Origin of the sequence: Bacillus sp. FSL W8-0102 (genome assembly GCF_038007225.1) — a bacterium.
GTDB lineage: Bacteria > Bacillota > Bacilli > Bacillales > DSM-4216 > Bacillus_O > Bacillus_O smithii.
The window spans coordinates 1,600,799-1,619,010 of the sequence record NZ_JBBOWT010000001.1 but is presented as its reverse complement, the minus strand read 5'-3'; the positions used below and the strand labels follow the sequence as shown (position 1 = coordinate 1,619,010).

Annotated in this window: 13 protein-coding genes and 1 pseudogene; 7 read left to right on the top strand and 7 right to left on the bottom strand. The window is 40.6% G+C overall.

Translation table 11 applies throughout. The features are described from left to right. Nucleotides 1-243: 243 nt before the first annotated feature. Nucleotides 244-1,032 carry a TrmB family transcriptional regulator gene (locus N1I87_RS07870; protein ID WP_341029750.1) on the bottom strand — a complete coding sequence of 263 codons (789 nt, stop codon included), beginning with the start codon at nt 1,030-1,032 and terminating at the stop codon, nt 244-246. A gap of 428 nt (nt 1,033-1,460) precedes the next feature. Between N1I87_RS07870 and N1I87_RS07865 the strand changes: the two genes are divergently transcribed. Beyond that, entirely contained in the window at nt 1,461-2,231 is a 771-nt protein-coding gene (locus tag N1I87_RS07865; RefSeq protein WP_341101256.1) for a TSUP family transporter, read from the top strand. Nucleotides 2,232-2,406: 175 nt separating this feature from the next. Here the strand turns inward: N1I87_RS07865 and lhgO are convergent, their stop codons facing one another. The 5 genes and pseudogenes from lhgO to N1I87_RS07840 all read right to left on the bottom strand — a co-directional run bounded on the left by lhgO (nt 2,407) and on the right by N1I87_RS07840 (nt 9,652). Next, the gene (lhgO, locus tag N1I87_RS07860) at nt 2,407-3,639 is read right to left on the bottom strand and encodes an L-2-hydroxyglutarate oxidase (RefSeq protein ID WP_341101255.1); all 1,233 of its coding nucleotides are present in this window, start codon (nt 3,637-3,639) and stop codon (nt 2,407-2,409) included. Nucleotides 3,640-4,023: 384 nt separating this feature from the next. Further along, nucleotides 4,024-5,391: an ISLre2 family transposase gene (locus N1I87_RS07855; protein ID WP_341101254.1), complete on the bottom strand. Its 1,368-nt coding sequence runs from the start codon at nt 5,389-5,391 to the stop codon at nt 4,024-4,026. Nucleotides 5,392-5,624: 233 nt separating this feature from the next. Continuing rightward, a pseudogene (locus N1I87_RS07850) lies at nt 5,625-6,908 on the bottom strand (MFS transporter). A gap of 125 nt (nt 6,909-7,033) precedes the next feature. After that, on the bottom strand, nt 7,034-8,212 hold the full coding sequence (locus tag N1I87_RS07845) for an iron-containing alcohol dehydrogenase (RefSeq protein ID WP_341101253.1): 1,179 nt from the start codon (nt 8,210-8,212) through the stop codon (nt 7,034-7,036). 84 nt (nt 8,213-8,296) lie between these two features. Further along, nucleotides 8,297-9,652: an MFS transporter gene (locus N1I87_RS07840; protein WP_341101252.1), complete on the bottom strand. Its 1,356-nt coding sequence runs from the start codon at nt 9,650-9,652 to the stop codon at nt 8,297-8,299. Nucleotides 9,653-9,953: 301 nt separating this feature from the next. On the opposite strand from N1I87_RS07840, the gene N1I87_RS07835 reads away from it, so the two are divergent. The 5 genes from N1I87_RS07835 (at nt 9,954) to N1I87_RS07815 (ending at nt 14,846) form a co-directional block, all read left to right on the top strand. After that, entirely contained in the window at nt 9,954-10,661 is a 708-nt protein-coding gene (locus tag N1I87_RS07835; protein ID WP_048623477.1) for a FadR/GntR family transcriptional regulator, read from the top strand. Nucleotides 10,662-10,685: 24 nt separating this feature from the next. Continuing rightward, nucleotides 10,686-10,994, top strand: a complete 309-nt coding sequence (locus tag N1I87_RS07830) for an FAD-binding oxidoreductase (RefSeq protein WP_341101251.1) — start codon at nt 10,686-10,688, stop codon at nt 10,992-10,994. Nucleotides 10,995-11,087: 93 nt separating this feature from the next. Then, nucleotides 11,088-12,257, top strand: coding sequence for an IS256 family transposase (locus tag N1I87_RS07825; protein ID WP_341100451.1), 1,170 nt, complete (start codon nt 11,088-11,090; stop codon nt 12,255-12,257). A 161-nt stretch (nt 12,258-12,418) separates the two neighbouring features. Then, nucleotides 12,419-13,537: an FAD-binding oxidoreductase gene (locus N1I87_RS07820; RefSeq protein ID WP_341101250.1), complete on the top strand. Its 1,119-nt coding sequence runs from the start codon at nt 12,419-12,421 to the stop codon at nt 13,535-13,537. A gap of 1 nt (nt 13,538) precedes the next feature. After that, a complete protein-coding gene (locus N1I87_RS07815; RefSeq protein WP_341101248.1) occupies nt 13,539-14,846 on the top strand; it encodes a (Fe-S)-binding protein in 1,308 nt (435 codons plus the stop codon). A gap of 376 nt (nt 14,847-15,222) precedes the next feature. On the opposite strand, the gene N1I87_RS07810 is transcribed toward N1I87_RS07815, so the two are convergent. Beyond that, nucleotides 15,223-16,143 carry a hypothetical protein gene (locus tag N1I87_RS07810; RefSeq protein WP_341101247.1) on the bottom strand — a complete coding sequence of 307 codons (921 nt, stop codon included), beginning with the start codon at nt 16,141-16,143 and terminating at the stop codon, nt 15,223-15,225. A 74-nt stretch (nt 16,144-16,217) separates the two neighbouring features. Here N1I87_RS07810 and N1I87_RS07805 point away from each other — a divergent pair, with 74 nt between their 5' ends. Then, the gene (locus N1I87_RS07805; protein WP_048622401.1) at nt 16,218-17,261 is read left to right on the top strand and encodes an IS30 family transposase; all 1,044 of its coding nucleotides are present in this window, start codon (nt 16,218-16,220) and stop codon (nt 17,259-17,261) included. Nucleotides 17,262-18,212 lie beyond the last annotated feature (951 nt).

The following is an 18,212-nucleotide window of genomic DNA, read 5'->3' as shown; positions in this document are numbered from 1 at the left end:
AGATCATTCTAGCGCATATCCGGTCAACCAAAAATATCTGGTTGACCTCATCATATGAATCAGTGCGATTGTCAAATTTTCGACGGTTATTGCACAGCGTTTTGATGCTCTTTAAATCCTAAAATGAAACCACTATTTCACATCGTTCGATTATTCGAACGGTGTTTTTCTATGTTTGTTTTCTGAAATTTAAACGGACTTTTCATTCGTAAACAACGAGCTGTCCTTATTTTAGAAATGAATTTACCTTGGCATTTTAAAGAAATTCTCTCTTTCTGCAGATATCCAAGGTTGTAAATTTTCTTTGCTCTCTTGAACCAATCGATTGACCAGTACATCATGCCAGATGTAATTCTCCAATAACGATACATGTACATCATCATCCGTATAGAAGGCATTGCCGTTTTGTTCTACCGGATGGCCATAAATCATTTCTTTTCCGTCTACAGAAATGATAAACCATTTCTTATTTCCAATCTGCTCTACATAATCTGTCTTCCGATGTACCACCAGATCTTTTAAAGGATTCTCAACCTGAAAGACGATCCCCTTAAGACTGCAAGTTTTCTGTTTCTCTCGCAAGTCGTCTACTAGTTGTTCATACATAAAATCCCAAATGGACAATATGATTCGGTGCTTGGCCCGCCGAATCAGAATACGACAAAATGACAGGATGTTTTCTTCTCCTTTTATCGTTATCACACGTTTATCAGCTTTGATCTCTTGTTTCTCAAACCGTTTTAATTCATTTTTTATAGATGAAAAGGTGACATCCCACTGCTTTTTAATCGATTCTAAAAACACATCAACCGGTAATGGGGAAAATTGTGCAGCTCCGTTTACATCCTCTTTCACCACTATCCCTTTTTTCTCTAATCCTTCTAAAACTTCATAAATGCGCGATCGAGGTATACCTGAATGTTTGCTAATCTGGTAAGCGCTGGACGTACCTAAATGAACCAAAGATACATAGGCTTTCGCCTGGTATTGATTAAAACCAAGCAGCTGAAGTTCTTGTGAAATTTTATCCATATTGAAACCATCCTCATCAAACCATTCAAAATTTACTTTTATAGTATCCTTTACGGACGATTTAGTAAATGATTCCTCTATATGATGGCCAATCTTTTATAAAAGTTCTTTTCTAATTATTAGTGTAATTATTTCCTGATATTTGTCTGTATTTTTTATTCACAAAAGTACATTCATTTGTTATGATCATTTTAGTTACCACTATAGTAATTACTAATGTTCATGGATATTATACGGATCCGGTTAAGGGATTTGGAACAGTCTCCGTTATGATATGTTGCTAACCTAAATTGGAGAAGTATCTGTTTTTTTCGTTACGAACGATTTTCTTAGATAAAGAACGCCGATAACATCTATTGAAAATAAATCAGCTATTGATCTTTCAATAGATAGATCAATAGCTTTTCATTATTCTAGGAGGAATGCATATGGACGATATCAACTTTTACATATTGGGCTTCTTAGTACTCTCCGGTTTTATAGCTTCTTTCGTAGATTCAGTAGTTGGCGGAGGGGGATTAATTTCAATTCCAGCTTTAATGTTTACAGGATTGCCCCCTTCCGCAGCCATTGCGACCAATAAATTAGCCAGTACAATGGGGGCTTTAACGAGCACAATCTCGTTTATTAAATCAGGAAAAGTAAATTTTTCTCTTGTATCTAAGCTTTTCCCTTTAACTCTTATAGGTTCTTTTTTAGGTGCATTTGTTGTAAAACATATATCATCAGAAATATTAAAACCGTTGGTTCTAGTGTTGCTTATTGCCGTTGCCATCTACACGATCTTAAAAAAAGATTGGGGCAAAGACTCTCGATATCAAGGGATGAATTTGAAAAAAAGCATCCTTTTTGCATTAGTCGTTCTCTTGATTGGATTTTATGATGGATTTGTAGGTGCCGGTACAGGTTCTTTTTTACTATTTTCTTTTCTAATCATCGGATTTGATTTTATCCAATCTGCCGGCAACGCCAAAGTCCTTAACTTTGGCAGCAACATCGCTGCGCTCACCATGTTTCTGTACTTGGATGCCGTCCATTTTGCATATGGCATTCCCATGGGGATTGCTATGATCCTCGGAGCTTTAGTAGGCTCAAACTTTGCCATTAAAAAAGGGGCATCGTATGTAAGAATTTTATTTATCATTGTTACTGTTTTTCTTATTGGAAAAAATATTCTAGATTATTTGCACCTTTTTTAATAAATAAGGCTGACTCAAAAAATCATCTTCTCAGGCTTTTTGAGTCAGCCTCAACATATGGACAAAAAAGCGACGTTCGTTACATCTACAACTCCTTAGACAATGTCAATATATTAAATTTTTTCTTCTTTCTACGAACAATTATTACATAGATGAATTTGTTCTGATCATCCTTTCAGATTGATTCCTCTTTTTTATAGACCAATGTTTTTTGATGTTGAAACCGTTCAACAATCTGTTGGGCGATGGCTTCGCCTATTGGAATGGAGGCCGTGGCTGCAGGAGATGGCGCATTGCATACATGCAATGACCTTTTCCCTGAGAAAATAGCAAAATCGTCTACCATGCTTCCATCCTGCATAATAGCCTGCGCTCGCACCCCCGCCTGGGCAGGAACGATATCTTTCTCCGTCAACTCCGGTATGAGTCGCTGCAAGCTCCGCAAAAACGCTTGTTTGCTAAAGGAACGAACCATTTCTTTCATGCCTTCTCTCATATTCGGCATCGCCATCTTCCAAAAACCCGGATATGCTAAAATCTCCAAAAGATCTTTAAGGTTTATATCTTTTTTCGTATATCCTTCACGTTTAAAGGCCAAAACCGCATTTGGCCCTGCATGAACCTCTCCGTTCATCATCCGGGTAAAGTGAACCCCAAGAAACGGGAAATCGGGATTTGGTACCGGGTAAATCAAATGATTGACAAGATACCGTTTTTCCGGCACTAGCTCATAATACTCGCCTCGAAACGGCACAATTTTCATCCCCGTTTTCATGCCAACCATTTTAGCCATACGATCGCTGTGCAAACCGGCACAATTAATGAGAAAACGTGTCTGTATGGTACCCCGGTTTGTTTCGATCGTCACATGATCCATATTTTCTACGATGTTTTCCACTCTCACACCAAGACGAATATCCCCTCCACTTTCCTGAATGAGGCGTGCAAATGCAGCAGATACACCTCGATAATCTACAATTCCACAGCTCGGTACCCGAATAGCACCTGTACCATTTACATGCGGCTCGATCTCTTTCAATTCTTCAGGACCGATTTTCTTTACATCCAATCCATTCTGCAAACCACGTTCATAAAGCTCCTCCATAATTGGAAGTTCTTTCTCTTCTGCGGCCACGATCACCTTGCCGCATATTTCGTATGGAATGCCGTGTTCTTCACAAAAATGAACCATCGCTTTGTTGCCTTTACGGGCGAATTGTGCCTTGAGGCTGCCCGGTTTGTAATAAATGCCCGAATGGATAACGCCGCTATTATGACCTGTTTGATGATGAGCCAATTCGTTTTCTTTTTCTATTACCACCATTTTTGAGTTTGGAAAACGTTTTGCGAGTGCCATACCTGTAGATAATCCAATAATTCCACCGCCAATGATCGAAAAATCATACATGTATATCCCTCTTTTATAGTAAATTCCTTAGCAAAAAGGGTAATTCACCTTTTTTTCATCCATGAAAACATGCTTAACTTCTAAATATTCGTCTATTTCCTGACAGCCTCTCGTCGTCCCATCACACATTATCAAGCCTTCAAACAGCGCTTGAGCAATGCAGGAACGGCATCATTTCCTAATTATTCAAAATTCTAATGCCTTTTACACTCTAACTGCTCAACAAATATTCAATGTGAGTCAGTCAAGACTTTGTGGGAATTTTTTTGGTTCGCTGAAAATAGATGTAAGTCATAGGTTAGCGAACCATTTTTTTGAATTTCATCCGTAAGCGCTTTCGGACTCTCATCCCTTGCCATGACAGACCGATATGTATACCTTTTTTTACCATCCCTTGAGTTCAGACAGGGCATGATAGATCGGTGTCCCGGACGATTGCTGTAAATATGGCACGTTATTCCGCGTTACCTCTGGAAGAAGACGGCGGATGCGTTGTTTCGCCTTGTTCACGATCGTCTGTTTGGTAGATGCCGTTTCCTCCGCCGGATGCGACGATTCTTCTCCTAAACGATGTCCGAAAAGACGAATCCCATCCATCCGGGCAATCATTGCCTTGAAAAACGCCCTGAGTCCCTTGTCTGTCCAACTGCGGCGGTATTTCACCCGATACGCCAGCTGGCTCATCACGCTTTCAGCCCTCCCCATCGGATACATGCCCGTTGTGTCCACTCCTTGCTCCTTCAGCCATTCCCGGTAATCACGGATGCATCCCGGCATCGATTCGATCCGGTGGATCAAGGCAGCCAGCTGTTGTTCTTTCGCTTCGTCCCCCAGCGTGCCGAGGGCGCTGTTCAGTTCCACAAGCAGCTTCTCTTCATCCTGCTTCGCCAGCTTTTGCCGAATCGCCTGCCACCGTGGATGGCCCGAGAGGCATTGGCGCAACTCACGCGCCACGTGGAATCGATCCAATTGGAAGCAGACCCGTCCCTTGAAATACTCCCGGCACGCGGTAATCCATGGAGCGCCGTCCCCGTTGATGACAAGAAGATCCCGACACGGATCATAGGCATATTCATTTATCAAAAATTCCTCGAAGCCTTCCCACACCTCCCCCTTGCCCTCATGGACGTAATGGCGCTGATTGACAAATTCGATCCGTGAGCCGTTGCGCTTCCACCCTTCGTGAACGGTTAGGATCTTGTCTTCCTTGGCCCGTTTTCCCTTCCCTTGGCGAGAAACAAACAGTCCATCGGCCTCCACAAACAGCACCCGTCCATATCGCTGGTTGACCGGGCAGTGCAGCGGAGCTTCAGCTTCGAGCACCAACTGGCGGATCGCCTCATGGCTCATCACCGGATACCCGACCATCTGGGCAAGCGTACGAGCCGCTTTGCGATAAGAAGAGCACTCCACCGCCAATCCCACCGCTGTTTCTTCTAGACAAGGGCTGATTGACTGCGATCCATCAAACGCTAAAAAGGAATCAAGCAAAAACGTGTAACGGTTTTGTTCCCGGTCTAAATAGTAGTTCCGCTCAAAGGTAACTTCGCCAAACAGGGTTTGAATCGTGATGCGTCGTTTGTCTTTCAAGTGGTACCGGCGCTTGTCCCGGGTTTCCGCCAATTGTCGGTCGATGTCCTCCAACAAAGCCGTAAACAGTTCGGCGAAGGCGTTTTGCAAGGCTCGAAACAAATCAAGTTCGATCTCTTTCCATGACAACGAATTTGTGGTAAGATGTTGTTGAATATTCATGGGACTCTCTCCTCCTGTTTGATGGTTTGGCAATGATCATCTTACCAGGGAGAGAGTCCTTTTTTCATGTTTCCTGCTTGGGATCCTACCGCGCTTCGCTTGGTGGCCCCGATGAGGGGGATTGCGAACCTACGTTCCCAACCCCCTCATCGGGGAATTCTAAGAATTTCTCCCACAAACATTTTACTCACACATTCAATGTATAGAAATATGCCGCCAAACCAAACCATTCTCTATACAAGGTTGCGGTCAACATCTGTTTTTATCGATATCCTTTCATTTTGAACGAGGAAAGCGTATCCAAAAGAAGCAAGGCAGCAAATCATGGCCGGTATCATAAGTGCCCATGTAAAGTTTTGAAACTGATAAACTAAAAATCCTGTTAGAGCCGGGGCTATCCATCCGGCTAAATTCCCTACGAAGTTCTGCAAGCCGGCTAACTTTCCTTCAGCCCCCTTTGGAGCAACATCTGAAACAGTTGCCCATAAAATACCCGCGGCCAATCCCTCTCCACCAATGGCGATGGAAAGCAAAATAATCGCCATTGTCGCATTTTCTATATAAATAGTTGGAATGATCGCTAAAGGAAACAGCATGCCAATAGCTAAAATCGTTTTTCTAGCCTTTATCGAATTCCATTGTTTTTTTATTAAACTATCTGACAAATAACCTCCCAGAATATTTCCGATAAAAGACATAATCCAAGGCAGCATAGTGAAAAAACCAGCTTTTAAAAGTGTCATTTTTCTTTCAACTACAAGGTAGGTAGGAAGCCAAGTCATCATTAAATAAGTAAGATAATTGTGTGCAAATAAGCCAAATAGCAGCCCTCATGCACTTTTATATTTTAAAAATTGAAACGGAGAAGCCATTTTCGTTGTTTTTTGGTTTGTATCGATTTTACCGGCTTCAATATACTCCACTTCTGCTTCGTTTGCGATTGCGCTTTGATGGGGATGATTCCTAAAATAGTGCAGAAAGAATAAAAGCCAGATAAATCCAATAGATCCAATTCCAATAAATGAAGCTTTCCATCCCCAGTTTTCTATCACCCACGCTATCAACGGCGTTGTAAGTCCAATGCCGATAGCAGTCCCGGAATTAAAGATTCCATTGGCAATGCCTCTTTCGCGTGTAGGCAGCCAATCTGAAATCACTCGTGTATTTGTGGGAAAAGCGGGCGCTTCTCCTATTCCCATTAAAATGCGAATACCAATAAGCGTGCCAATCGAACGGCCGAATGCAATGAATATTGTACATAAAGACCACCATACGATCGCAACCGCATACGTTAAACGAGCTCCTAATTTATCGACAATGACCCCTACCGGAACTTGCATTAATGCATACGACCAAAAAAACGCTGATCCCAATATTCCAAATTCAACAGCGGAAAGCGAAAGATCTTCCATCATAGAAGGACCTGCCACCCCAATTATGGCCCGATCCATATAATTGATCGTGGTCGCAAAGAAAAGGAGAATAACAATAATCCACCTTCCATTGGTTTTTTTCATCTATTCACCTCTTGATTTGTCAAAGTGTTCATTAAGCAATCTTGTTTGTATCAACATATTCTTTATATTTTGAGAAAATAATTGATGTCGGCGTCACGTTTTAATCAGGAATGAAATGCCGTGAACTAGTAATCACTCAAATCACCATGATAGGCTTTCTCAATAATCAGTTGAATATCAGAGGCTTTTGTAAGTCTTGGATTCACAAATACATTTCCGCTTCTCATGGCATCCTCTACTAGCTTTGGTAAAACTTCCAATGAAACTCCCAAATCTTTAACGTTAAGGGGAATTTTCATCGCTTTATTCATTTCAATGACAGCTTCGATCGCTTTATCAGCTGCCTCGATAGCAGACAAACCATGAACGTCTTTTCCTAAAGCGATGGCAATCTCTTTATACGAATCTACACAGGCTCGTAAATTAAATTTCATCACAAAAGGGAGCAGTGCAGCATTCGCAATACCATGAGGAATATTAAAAACTCCTCCCAACGTATGTGAAATGGCATGAACATTCCCTAAACGCGACTGGGAGAAAGCCACCCCTGCGATCATGGAAGCTACAAGCATTTTTTCCCTGCTTTCTATATCTGTTCCTACAAAGTATGCTTTTAACACATTTTCTCCGATCATCCTAATGGCGTGAATCGCCAATGCTTGACTAACAGGGTTCGCCGCTTTGGACGTATAAGATTCAATAGCATGAGTTAATGCGTCCATACCCGTTGATGCCGTGATCTCTTGGGGTAAATGCAAAGTGAGAGCCGGGTCCAATATAGCCAGTTTTGGATGCAAATATGAACTGAGTACGCCTAATTTAAAGGCCGTTTTTTTATTGGTTATCACGGTGGAATTCGTGGTTTCGCTACCCGTCCCAGCTGTAGTCGGAATGGCAATGATGGGAAGTGGAGGATTTGGGATCTTTTCTACTCCTTCATAATCTAAAATACTACCGGGATTGGTCGCCATCACTGCTATTCCTTTTGCACTGTCGATGCTGCTTCCGCCTCCTACAGCTAATACTGCATCACTTTTCAATTGCTTCAAATAGTCCGTACCTCTTTGAATCGTTTCAGCTGACGGGTTCGGCTCCACCTCATCAAAAATTTCATAGTCAATATTCTCGGTTAAAAGCGACTTTTTAATTCCTTCTAACAAGTTTGCCTCCCGTATCCCTTTATCTGTAACGATCAATACACTAGCAATCCCTAATTCTTTCACCCATTCCCCCGTTTTTTCAGCTATTCCGTAACCACATTCCACTCTTGTCGGCATAAAGTAACGATAAGATCTTAAAGACATCGCTTTTCACTCCATTTCATAAACAGTCCTCTTGTTTCTGATCCTTTTTCTTTTCGTTCCAAACATCGAATAACTAAACAAATGTCATTCTGAATTATCTAAATTTTCATTCATTTGTTCCGAGCCTACTCCTTGAGTCATATTGGAAAACGTGGTTGTTTGTTCTTTTTTTATCGCCATTAGTAACAGGCTTGCCATTACAAGCAAAGCACCTAGAAAGAACAAGGCTATTTTCACGTTTCCAGTAGCTTCTTGAATCATCCCTATTCCATAAGGTCCCACAAAGCCACTTAAATTGCCAACTGAGTTAATGGCCGCGATGCCAACTGCAGCAGCTGAACTACTAAGAAGTTGAGTTGTTAAAGACCAAAAAGGACCATAAAAGCTATAGATGCCTGCCACTGCTATCGCCATCATGATGATGGATAAGAAGGAAACGGAAGTCAGACCAGAACCGATCAATCCTAAAGCCCCTACAACAAGCGGGATTGCTGCATGGTAACGTCTCTCCCCTGAAAGATCAGAGCGATGAGACCAAAAGTTCATAGCAATCGCACCCGCAACATACGGAATCATTGTCAGTAATCCAATTTGGGTGTTAGATAACACATTCGAAAATAATTGAATCATTTGAGGCAGCCAGAACCCTATTCCATACATTCCTATGCTGAAAATAAAGTAAATTAGAGCTAGATACCATACTTTAGGATTTATGAAAGATTGCTTCAAACTAGGATGATTGGCATGCGACAATGCTTTTGCATTTTTTTCTTTCTGCAATTCTTCCATTAACCATTTCTTCTCCTCGTCAGCAAGCCACTTTGCTTGTTCCGGACGATCCGTTAAATAGAAAAAAGTTATAATCCCTAACAGAACGGATGGTATCCCTTCCAAAACAAACATCCATCTCCATCCCTCCATCCCCAGCCAATGAATATGGTCCATAATCCATGTATAAACGGGTGCCCCGATAATATACGAAATGGGGATCGCCGTCATAAACATAGCAACAGCTTTTGCCCTCTCGCCGGCTCTAAACCAATAAGTAAGATACAAAATAATTCCCGGAAAAAACCCAGCTTCCAATGTTCCAAGTAAAAATCTTATTATATACAGCTGTACAGCATTATGAACAAAGCCTGTTACGACGACCACGATTCCCCAAGTGACAAGGATTCGGGCCAGCCACTTTCGTGCACCAAAGCGTTCTAATAAAATGTTGCTTGGGATTTCAAAAACAAAATAGCCGATGAAAAAAATACCGGAAGCCATTCCAAACATTTGGCTCGTCAACCCTAGCGCCTTATTCATCTCCAGTGCTGCAAAACCTATATTGGCCCTATCCAAAAACGTAATAATGTACAACAGAATAATAAAAGGAACAATTCGTCTTGTAATTTTTTGAGTCACTTTCTTTTCAAAAGATAATGCATCAGTCATCATTCCCATCCCCCTATTGTTCAGTTGAAAATTCGCCATATATTAAAGCGCTTTCATAATGATATAAAAAAACAATCTAAATGACAGGTTTTGCTATTCTGTTTTTGTAATACAAATTTATATAACAAATTGATGTTGTTATATTGTTTTTTTCGTCTTTTTCGTTTATTATAATCTTCAATAAATTAATTGTAAATTGTTTATTTTCTAAAAATTAAAATATTTATATTATGAAAATTGTTATACAAATTTTTAACTTGTTAGACAAATTATGATTTCAATGATGGAAAGGAGCAAGATGATGTCCAAAAAAGAAAAAGTTTCGCAAATCATATCGCGTGAATTACTCAACCAAATTGAAATAGGAAGGTTTCCTCCTGGTTCAAAGCTGCCGACTGAAATGGAATTAGCCGCTCAATATGGTGTAAGCAGAGTACCGATTCGCGAGGCTTTAAGCATGCTTCGTGCTGCCGGTGTCATCTCTTCACGTCAAGGAGGAGGAAGTTATGTAGAAGAATCGACCACTTCATCCTTATTAAAGAGAATTCGAATCGAAAGCGATGATGTAGAAAGTATTAAATATCTTTTTGAAATGAGAAAAATTTTAGAGCCTGAAGCAGCCTATTTAGCCTCACTTAGACGAACACCTGAGCAACTTGAGCAAATGAAGCAAATTTTAGAAAGAATGGAAAACGAATCGAACGAACAGGGAACGAGTTCAACCGAAGCGGATCTTCAATTTCATCGTTCCATTATTTTGGCTACTCACAATCCCGTATTGATTCAAACTCTGGAAAATTTATCCTCCCTTTACGAAAAAACATTAAAGATCACACTTCGCCCGAACGTAGAATTAAAACAAAAACGCAAAGCTGTCCACGAAGAACATCGCAATATTTTATTAGCCATCGAAGCGGAAGAACCAGAACTTGCTAAAATCCAATGCCTTATCCATTTAAAAAATGCAGAAAGAAAACTGAGTCTGCTCTTAAAGGATTACAACATATAACCGTACAGAAAGTGAGAGATTCAAATGAAGGTAGTCACTTCGCGTCATATTGAAGAAATCAAAAAAATCGTAAAAACCGGAAAAGTATGGACAGACGAAAGCGATCGTTTTAGCTACTCATTCGATGCTTCTTTCGGAACCTTTTTACCCGATGTGGTGATTCAAACAAAGAGCGTGGCAGAATTGGCTGAACTTGTGAAACTTGCCAACCGCGAAAAAATCCCCGTCTATCCTCGCGGTCAAGCCACATCTTTAAGCGGCGGTCCCCTGCCGGTTAAAGGAGGCATGGTATTCGATTTATCGGTATTAGACGATTTGCTTGATGATGTATAAAATTTTGTGTAAAGCATTTTACTAGATCAAAAGAAAAAAGGTAGGGTATTCTCTGATTGGACCAAAAATCTTAGAGAAAGGAGTACCCTACCTATGTCTAAAAGAAGTATACCGAATGTCGACTGGGCAAATCAACTGGAAAGTGTCATTCGTCAGTTTGTAAAGGAAAAATTAGAACTGATCATGCGGGAAGAAATCAAGAATTTCCTCGAAATAGAGCAGGCCGGAACATCGAATATGAGAAACGGCTACTATCAACGAAATCTAGATACGCAATATGGCCGGATTGAAGGTCTTTTGGTCCCTAGAGACCGAAACGGAGAATTTCAAACCCAATTGTTCGCTCCTTACCAACGCCATACGGGCTGGCTCGAGGAAGCCATCATCAAGATGTATCAAAGTGGTATGAGTACGCGTGAAATTGGCAAGTTTATTGAACGAATTTTAGGCAAGGCCTATTCTCCTTCAACGATCAGTCGTATGACCGATATCGTGAAAGAAGACATTGAGAAATGGCACAAACGTCCCCTGCACAAACGTTATTCTGTCTTATATTTAGACGGCTTGTATGTAAAACTTCGTCGCGATACCGTGGAGAAAGAAGTGGTTTATGTGGTGTTAGGGGTGAACGAAGAAGGATATCGCGAAATTCTTGATTTCTTTGTGGGAGGACAAGAAAGCGCCTATGTATGGCAGGAAATTCTTCAACACCTCTACCAAAGAGGCGTCAAGGAAGTGCTTCTTGGCGTCTTCGATGGCCTTCCGGGGCTGGAGGAAGCCTTTAAGGCGGTGTATCCGAAAGCCGATGTGCAGCGCTGTGTCGTGCACAAAGTCCGCAACACCCTAAATCGTGTTCGGAAAAAAGATCAATTTGAAGTGGCAGAGGATCTCAAACTGATTTATCGCGCACCGAATAAGGAGATGGCGTTACAGATGTTTCAACAGTTTGAGTCGAAATGGTCGAACAAGTATCCGAGAGAAGTTCAATCTTGGGCCAATGAGTTGGATGTCCTCCTTACATTTATGGATTATCCAAGCAGTATTCGAAGTGTGATTTACACGACCAATGCCATTGAACGAACGATCAAAGAGATTCGGAAACGTCTAAAGCCGATGAACAGTTTGAGTAGTTTAGAAGCCGCTGAAAAAATCGTGTATTTGACGATTCAAGATTTTAACGAGAAATGGGCAGGAAGAAAGTTACGAGGATTTGCCGAAGCGCATGAAGCTCTTCAACGAATGTTTGAAGAACGTTATTGTTAACCAAATATTGTAAATAAACAAAATAAGGGGATTCTCCCTTTCCACGCAAGAGACTGAATATTCAGTCTCTTGTGTGGAGAAAATCAGTCCCCTATCAATTCAAATCCATTTCAGAGAAACCCTACCCCATTTACATTACACAAAATTCTTGACGGTACCATTTGCTTGAAATTCATGAAGAAGATTTGGTCGCTGTCGTTTCTCCGGGAGTCTTAACCGCCCAGATTCATAAGGCAGCTGAACAAAAAGGATTCATTTTTCCTCCGGATCCGAGCAGTGCGCACGTATCGACAATCGGCGGCAATCTAGCCGAGAATTCAGGCGGACCAAGAGGCTTAAAGTATGGAGTGACAAAAGATTATGTGATTGGTTTGGAAGTCATTACCCCCGAGGGAAACATCATAAAAACCGGAGGACGCACAGTAAAAAACGTAACGGGCTACGATTTGACGAAACTTATTGTTGGTTCAGAAGGCACTCTTGGGATTATTACGAAAGCCGTGTTGCGTCTTCTTCCCAAACCACCTGCTTCTGAAACGATTATGGCAGTATTCGATAGCCTTGTTGATGCCGGCAGCGCCATTTCCAAAACTTTATCATCCGGAATTTTGCCTGCCAAAATGGAGCTGATGGATCAAGCCTCCATCATAGCCGTCGAACAATATGAACCATTAGGATTACCAACAGATGTTGAAGCCATCATACTGATTGAGCTGGACGGCCATCCTTTAGCATTAAAAGATGAAATCAAAAAAGTCGCTGAACTATGCCATGCGGTGGGAGCACGGTCGGTCCACATTCCCCAAAATGAAGCGGAGAAAATGGAAATCTGGAAAGCCAGAAAGCTAGTTTCACCGGCAATCGCACGGATTAAACCGACAAAAATTTCAGAAGATGCCACTGTACCACGAAGCAAAATTCCTCAAATGTGCGCAAAATTGCAAGAAATTCGCGATAAATATAAGGTTCACCTTGTCGTGTTTGGTCATGCAGGGGATGGAAACCTGCATCCCAACATCATTTGCGATAAAAATGATAAAGAAGAAATGCGCCGTGTAGAACAGGCCGTCGCCGAGATTTTTACCGCAGCCGTCGAACTTGGCGGGACGCTTTCCGGTGAACACGGCATCGGGACAATGAAATCTTCTTTTATGGAAATGGAGTTAGGTCCCATCGGTCTGGACATGATGAAGCGTATCAAAAAGGCATGGGATCCAAACAACATTTTGAATCCAGGAAAAATTTTCCCTGAAGAGGGTCAGAAATGGGAGTTGACTTAAAATGAAATCATCTTTGGAACAATTGAAAGAAGAATTTCTATATGAAAAAACAAACAGGTGTGTTCAATGCGGCTATTGTCTGCCAGTCTGTCCAACATATGTAACCATGAGAAAAGAAACACATTCGCCACGCGGGCGAATCCATCTCATCAAAATGGTCGGTGAAGGAAAAATAACCGATTTATCTGCGCTGGAACGACCTCTCGATTTATGCCTTGGTTGTCGTGCGTGCGAAACGGCTTGTCCAACCGGAGTGGAATATGGATCCATTCTTGAAGCCGCTCGAGCAGCAATGGCCAAACGCAAGAAGCTTTCCGTTCCGGCCCGTTTGCTGCGGAAAGCATTGCTGAACAAAGCCATTCCAAATCGTCACATGATGAAATGGTCAGGAAATGCATTTTGGTTTTATGAAAAAAGCGGAATGCGAAAAGTCGTGCGCAAGTCAGGCGTTTTAAAAAAATTGCCCTATCATCTGGATGAATTCGAAAAAATCATCCCGCAAACCGTTTCACCTTCAGAACGCAAACAAGATTTCGTCAAAATAAAATCCAAAGGTGAAAAAAAAGCAACAGTGGCTTTTTTTACAGGCTGCATCATGGACTCCATGTTTCATCGCATTAACCGCTTATCTGTACAACTGCTTGCCGAAGCAGGCTGCGATGTGATCGTCGTACCGAATCAGACTTGCTGCGGCGCCCTTCACGCACATTCCGGAGAATTAGAAGAAGCTAAGCGCCTTGCCAAACAAAATATCGCTGCATTTGAACAGGAAGAGGTGGATTTCATCGTTCACAATGCGGGAGGATGCGGAGCTATGCTGTATGAATATGACCATTTGCTTGCGGATGAAAAAGAATGGGCTGATAAAGCCTCCACGTTCTCTGCTAAAATAAGAGATATCAGCCAGGTATTGATCGCTTGCGGAGGACTTCCGAACCTCAAAGCACGTAAAGAAGAAGAACGTGTAACGTATCAACCCTCTTGCCATATGACAAATGTTCAAAAAGTGATTCAAGAACCAATAGATCTCTTAAAAAGCGTGTCAGGAGTTCATTTTATTGAAATGAACCAAGCTGACATGTGCTGCGGTTCTGCGGGAATTTACAATATCATACATTTTGATGCATCCATGAGTATTCTTGATGAAAAGATGAAGAATATGAAAGCCTCCGATGCATCAGTGATTATAACAACCAACCCTGGATGTTTGCTGCAAATGAAGCTTGGAATTGAACGTGAGAAATTATCTTCGTCTGTCCGTGTGCTGCATCTAGTCGAGTATTTGGCTGAAGCAGCGGGAATTTCCTAACTTGCTGCAATGATAAGCCCTCGAATCAAAATAACAAGATGACCAACCATGATTCTACTGACGGCGGACTACTGCCTAAATATCCTGTGTCGGCTGCCAATGTTTTGACCCCATTGGAAATCGCCGACCTTTTTTGAGTGATGATCGTTTTATGAGAGCAGATCATGAATGAAGAAATTCGGAAAGGAATTTCTCTTTCATACTTATGGCAATTTCAAAGATTGAAATATCAAACTTAATGTTTTCGAATAAGTCTTCTATGTTTGCCTTTCTCACGCCAGAAAAACTTTTTAAGTATTTTTCCAACCCACTTATAATTTCAGAATATTCTTTCGTTCGATTTTAGTTTTCTATTGTCTTTATCATGGTTTTCGTCCTAATATTTTCTATATTCTTCAATACATTCATGTTTATCCATTGATTCTTGAATGATTTTATTAAACTGTTGTGGTTCGTCTACTCTAAACAAAACTGTATGTGCGTGTTTTTGTATGCCAAAAGGTCCAAAATACTTAACAGGATTTATTAATTTTAATTCCAATTCCGGCTCATCAATCCCTACTGTTGCTTTAAATACGCCTTTTTTGGTTTTAGTAAACATAACATCATCTTTCATGCTAAAAGTTTCTAAAGATTGAATATTGTCGATGTCTATCACCATTTTTCCCGTATACCCGCTATGAATGATGAGTTTATTAGATGTGACAACGATTGGCAGGTACTTGGCCGAATTATATAGAGCGATGGCATAAAAGAAAGCGTAAATATTGATGATGGTGGAAATCCATGCAGCTAATTTATTCCATTGCATGAATAACAGATGGAATACAACCGCATCTAAAGGAAGTATAAGTAAGATCACGATAATAAACGTCTTAAACATCGTTTTTTCATGATATTTGAATAAATGGCCATTTGGGGGTTTTGGCTTTTTAAACCATACAATCAAAGAATAATAGAATGTTTTAAATTCCATGATGACCGCACCGCGAACGAATGAATTTCCGATCCAACCACTCATAGAATCATCCTGTCGCTCCCAAAAATCTAAGTGCGTGTCATTTTTTAAAGATTTCATTTTTTTGATGGTCAATCGAATACTATTCACGACAAATAGCAAAAATAAAATTTCCTTAAATAAAATTTCTACCAGCGCTGCTACTTTTAATATGTAATGAAAATATTGTCTATCAGTAGATGGGATAATAAGAAAGGCCAATAGGAAACCAATAAAAAATCCTGAAAAAATAGAAAGGATTTTCCTTTGGCTAGTTGTATAATCAAATGCAACAAGCATAAAAAATGAAAAACCATAGATAAACCACGTATGATTAAGTCGACTAAAACAATATCGATACGGAGGATTTATCTATGGCAATTACTAATTCTACCATAGGAGCTCGGCATTTCAAACACTTAACGGCTTATGACCGTGGGAAAATTGCGGCCTTACACGCTGCTGGTAAGACTCAACAGGAGATTGCAGATTATGTTGGTTGTCACAAAAGCACCATCTCCCGTGAGTTAAGAAGAGGTACAGTGCCACAAAGAAAAAGCAACGGGAAAATTGTTCATGTCTATTTTCCAGACACAGGTCAACTTCTCTATGAGAGAAACAGGAAAGCCTGTGGCCGCAAGCTAAAACTAGACGATGCCATCGAGTTTATTAAGTATGCCGAAACTCAGATCCTTGATAAGAAATGGTCTCCTGATGCGGTATGTGGGAGAGCCAAACGTGATGGGAAATTCAAAGACAAAATGGTTTGCACCAAGACCCTTTATAACTATATTGATCTAGGACTTATAGGCGTTAAAAACATTGACCTACCTATGAAAATTACCCTGAACACCAAGAAAAAACGTAACCGGAAGAATAAGAAGATCTTAGGACGCAGTATCGATGAGCGACCAATTGAAGTCAATGAACGCCAAGAGTTTGGTCACTGGGAAATTGATACGGTTATAGGCAAGAAGACTAAAGATCAGGCCTTATTGACTCTTACTGAGCGCAAAACCCGTAAAGAAATAATTTTGAGAGTGACAGCCAAGGATAGTCTATCCGTTTCAGAAGTCATATCTCAGTTGAAAGTGTCTTATGGTAATCGGTTCTCTAAAGTGTTTAAAACCATTACGGCTGATAACGGTTCTGAATTTGCTGACCTCGGCCTTAGTGTTGAAAAAGATCTAACAGAGGTTTATTTTACACACCCTTACACATCCTGTGAACGAGGAACCAACGAGCGTCATAATGGCCTTATTAGGCGCTTCATACCAAAGGGGAGACCCATTTCCTCTGTGGCAGACGAAACCATTACCTATGTTGAAAATTGGTGTAACCATCTTCCAAGGAAGATCCTCAATTATCGTACACCTGAGGAGTGTTTCCAAATAGAGTTAGCTGGCTTAGCTTCTTAACCTTAAGCCAGCTAACCCAAAGGGTTGGTTTTTAGCAACTTGACAAAGAGCCTCTGCGGGCATGGCTACCAGCCATGAAGCCAGGTATACGGTACTGGCTGGGCCAACCAGGCTACCATGCCCACCACTCCACGTCAAGTCGCGCAGAGTGTCCCGATTCTACTTAATCATGGGTTATCTGGTCTTTCAATACTTGTTGCATTTAATATTGCAATTTAAGAGGATTTTCCTTTTAGAAAAAAGCCAAAACAAAACAGGAAATATTATCGTCAAGGAAAGAGTAATCACTAAAAATTAGCTTCGTCCGTTAAACTGCCAACACTTTGAACATAAACATAAGAAGTTGAAGGGATGAACAACAATAAAAGGAATTGAATGAGCCTTTTTAAATTCATGCCATGCGCTCCTTTATCGATTTTAATAATAAATTTTCTTTTGTTTGACACCTCTATTACTTAATTCTCCCTTAATTCACTACCTTTTCGTTCAGTCATCTTACCGCTGATAGACGCCATATACAGCTTTCCTAAGTGGTTAAAACAAGCTATTTTTGAGTAAAGAGTTTTACATGGACTGACTGTAATGTCGATAGACTCCGGAAATGGTTAATGTTTTTATAAGTTTTTTAATATGGCACATAAAAAAAACAGAAATTTTCCCTTTTTCTTCGAGATGATTGAGGTATCTTATAGTTGATAAAAGGTAAAGCGATTACAATATAAGCTAATTTTTATAACAAAAGTTCTGATTTTTTAAATATTTGTTATAATTATAACAGATTTGGAAATGAGTGGGGATATGTCAAAACAAAGAGTAGGAAATGACGTCATTTATAGTGGTAAAAGACAGATTCAAGACCTTGATGCAGGAGAAGATGCTGTCATAAAAAACACCTAGAAAACGGCTTTATGATTACATACTTTAAGTGTAATCATTCAGCTTATTGATTAT

Coding starts and splice junctions, on each gene's coding strand:
- N1I87_RS07870 (WP_341029750.1), bottom strand. CDS start 1,032: ATGGATAAAATTTCACAAGAACTTCAGCTGCTTGGTTTTAATCAATAC.
- N1I87_RS07865 (WP_341101256.1), top strand. CDS start 1,461: ATGGACGATATCAACTTTTACATATTGGGCTTCTTAGTACTCTCCGGT.
- lhgO (WP_341101255.1), bottom strand. CDS start 3,639: ATGTATGATTTTTCGATCATTGGCGGTGGAATTATTGGATTATCTACA.
- N1I87_RS07855 (WP_341101254.1), bottom strand. CDS start 5,391: ATGAATATTCAACAACATCTTACCACAAATTCGTTGTCATGGAAAGAG.
- N1I87_RS07845 (WP_341101253.1), bottom strand. CDS start 8,212: ATGTCTTTAAGATCTTATCGTTACTTTATGCCGACAAGAGTGGAATGT.
- N1I87_RS07840 (WP_341101252.1), bottom strand. CDS start 9,652: ATGACTGATGCATTATCTTTTGAAAAGAAAGTGACTCAAAAAATTACA.
- N1I87_RS07835 (WP_048623477.1), top strand. CDS start 9,954: ATGTCCAAAAAAGAAAAAGTTTCGCAAATCATATCGCGTGAATTACTC.
- N1I87_RS07830 (WP_341101251.1), top strand. CDS start 10,686: ATGAAGGTAGTCACTTCGCGTCATATTGAAGAAATCAAAAAAATCGTA.
- N1I87_RS07825 (WP_341100451.1), top strand. CDS start 11,088: ATGTCTAAAAGAAGTATACCGAATGTCGACTGGGCAAATCAACTGGAA.
- N1I87_RS07815 (WP_341101248.1), top strand. CDS start 13,539: ATGAAATCATCTTTGGAACAATTGAAAGAAGAATTTCTATATGAAAAA.
- N1I87_RS07810 (WP_341101247.1), bottom strand. CDS start 16,143: ATGCTTGTTGCATTTGATTATACAACTAGCCAAAGGAAAATCCTTTCT.
- N1I87_RS07805 (WP_048622401.1), top strand. CDS start 16,218: ATGGCAATTACTAATTCTACCATAGGAGCTCGGCATTTCAAACACTTA.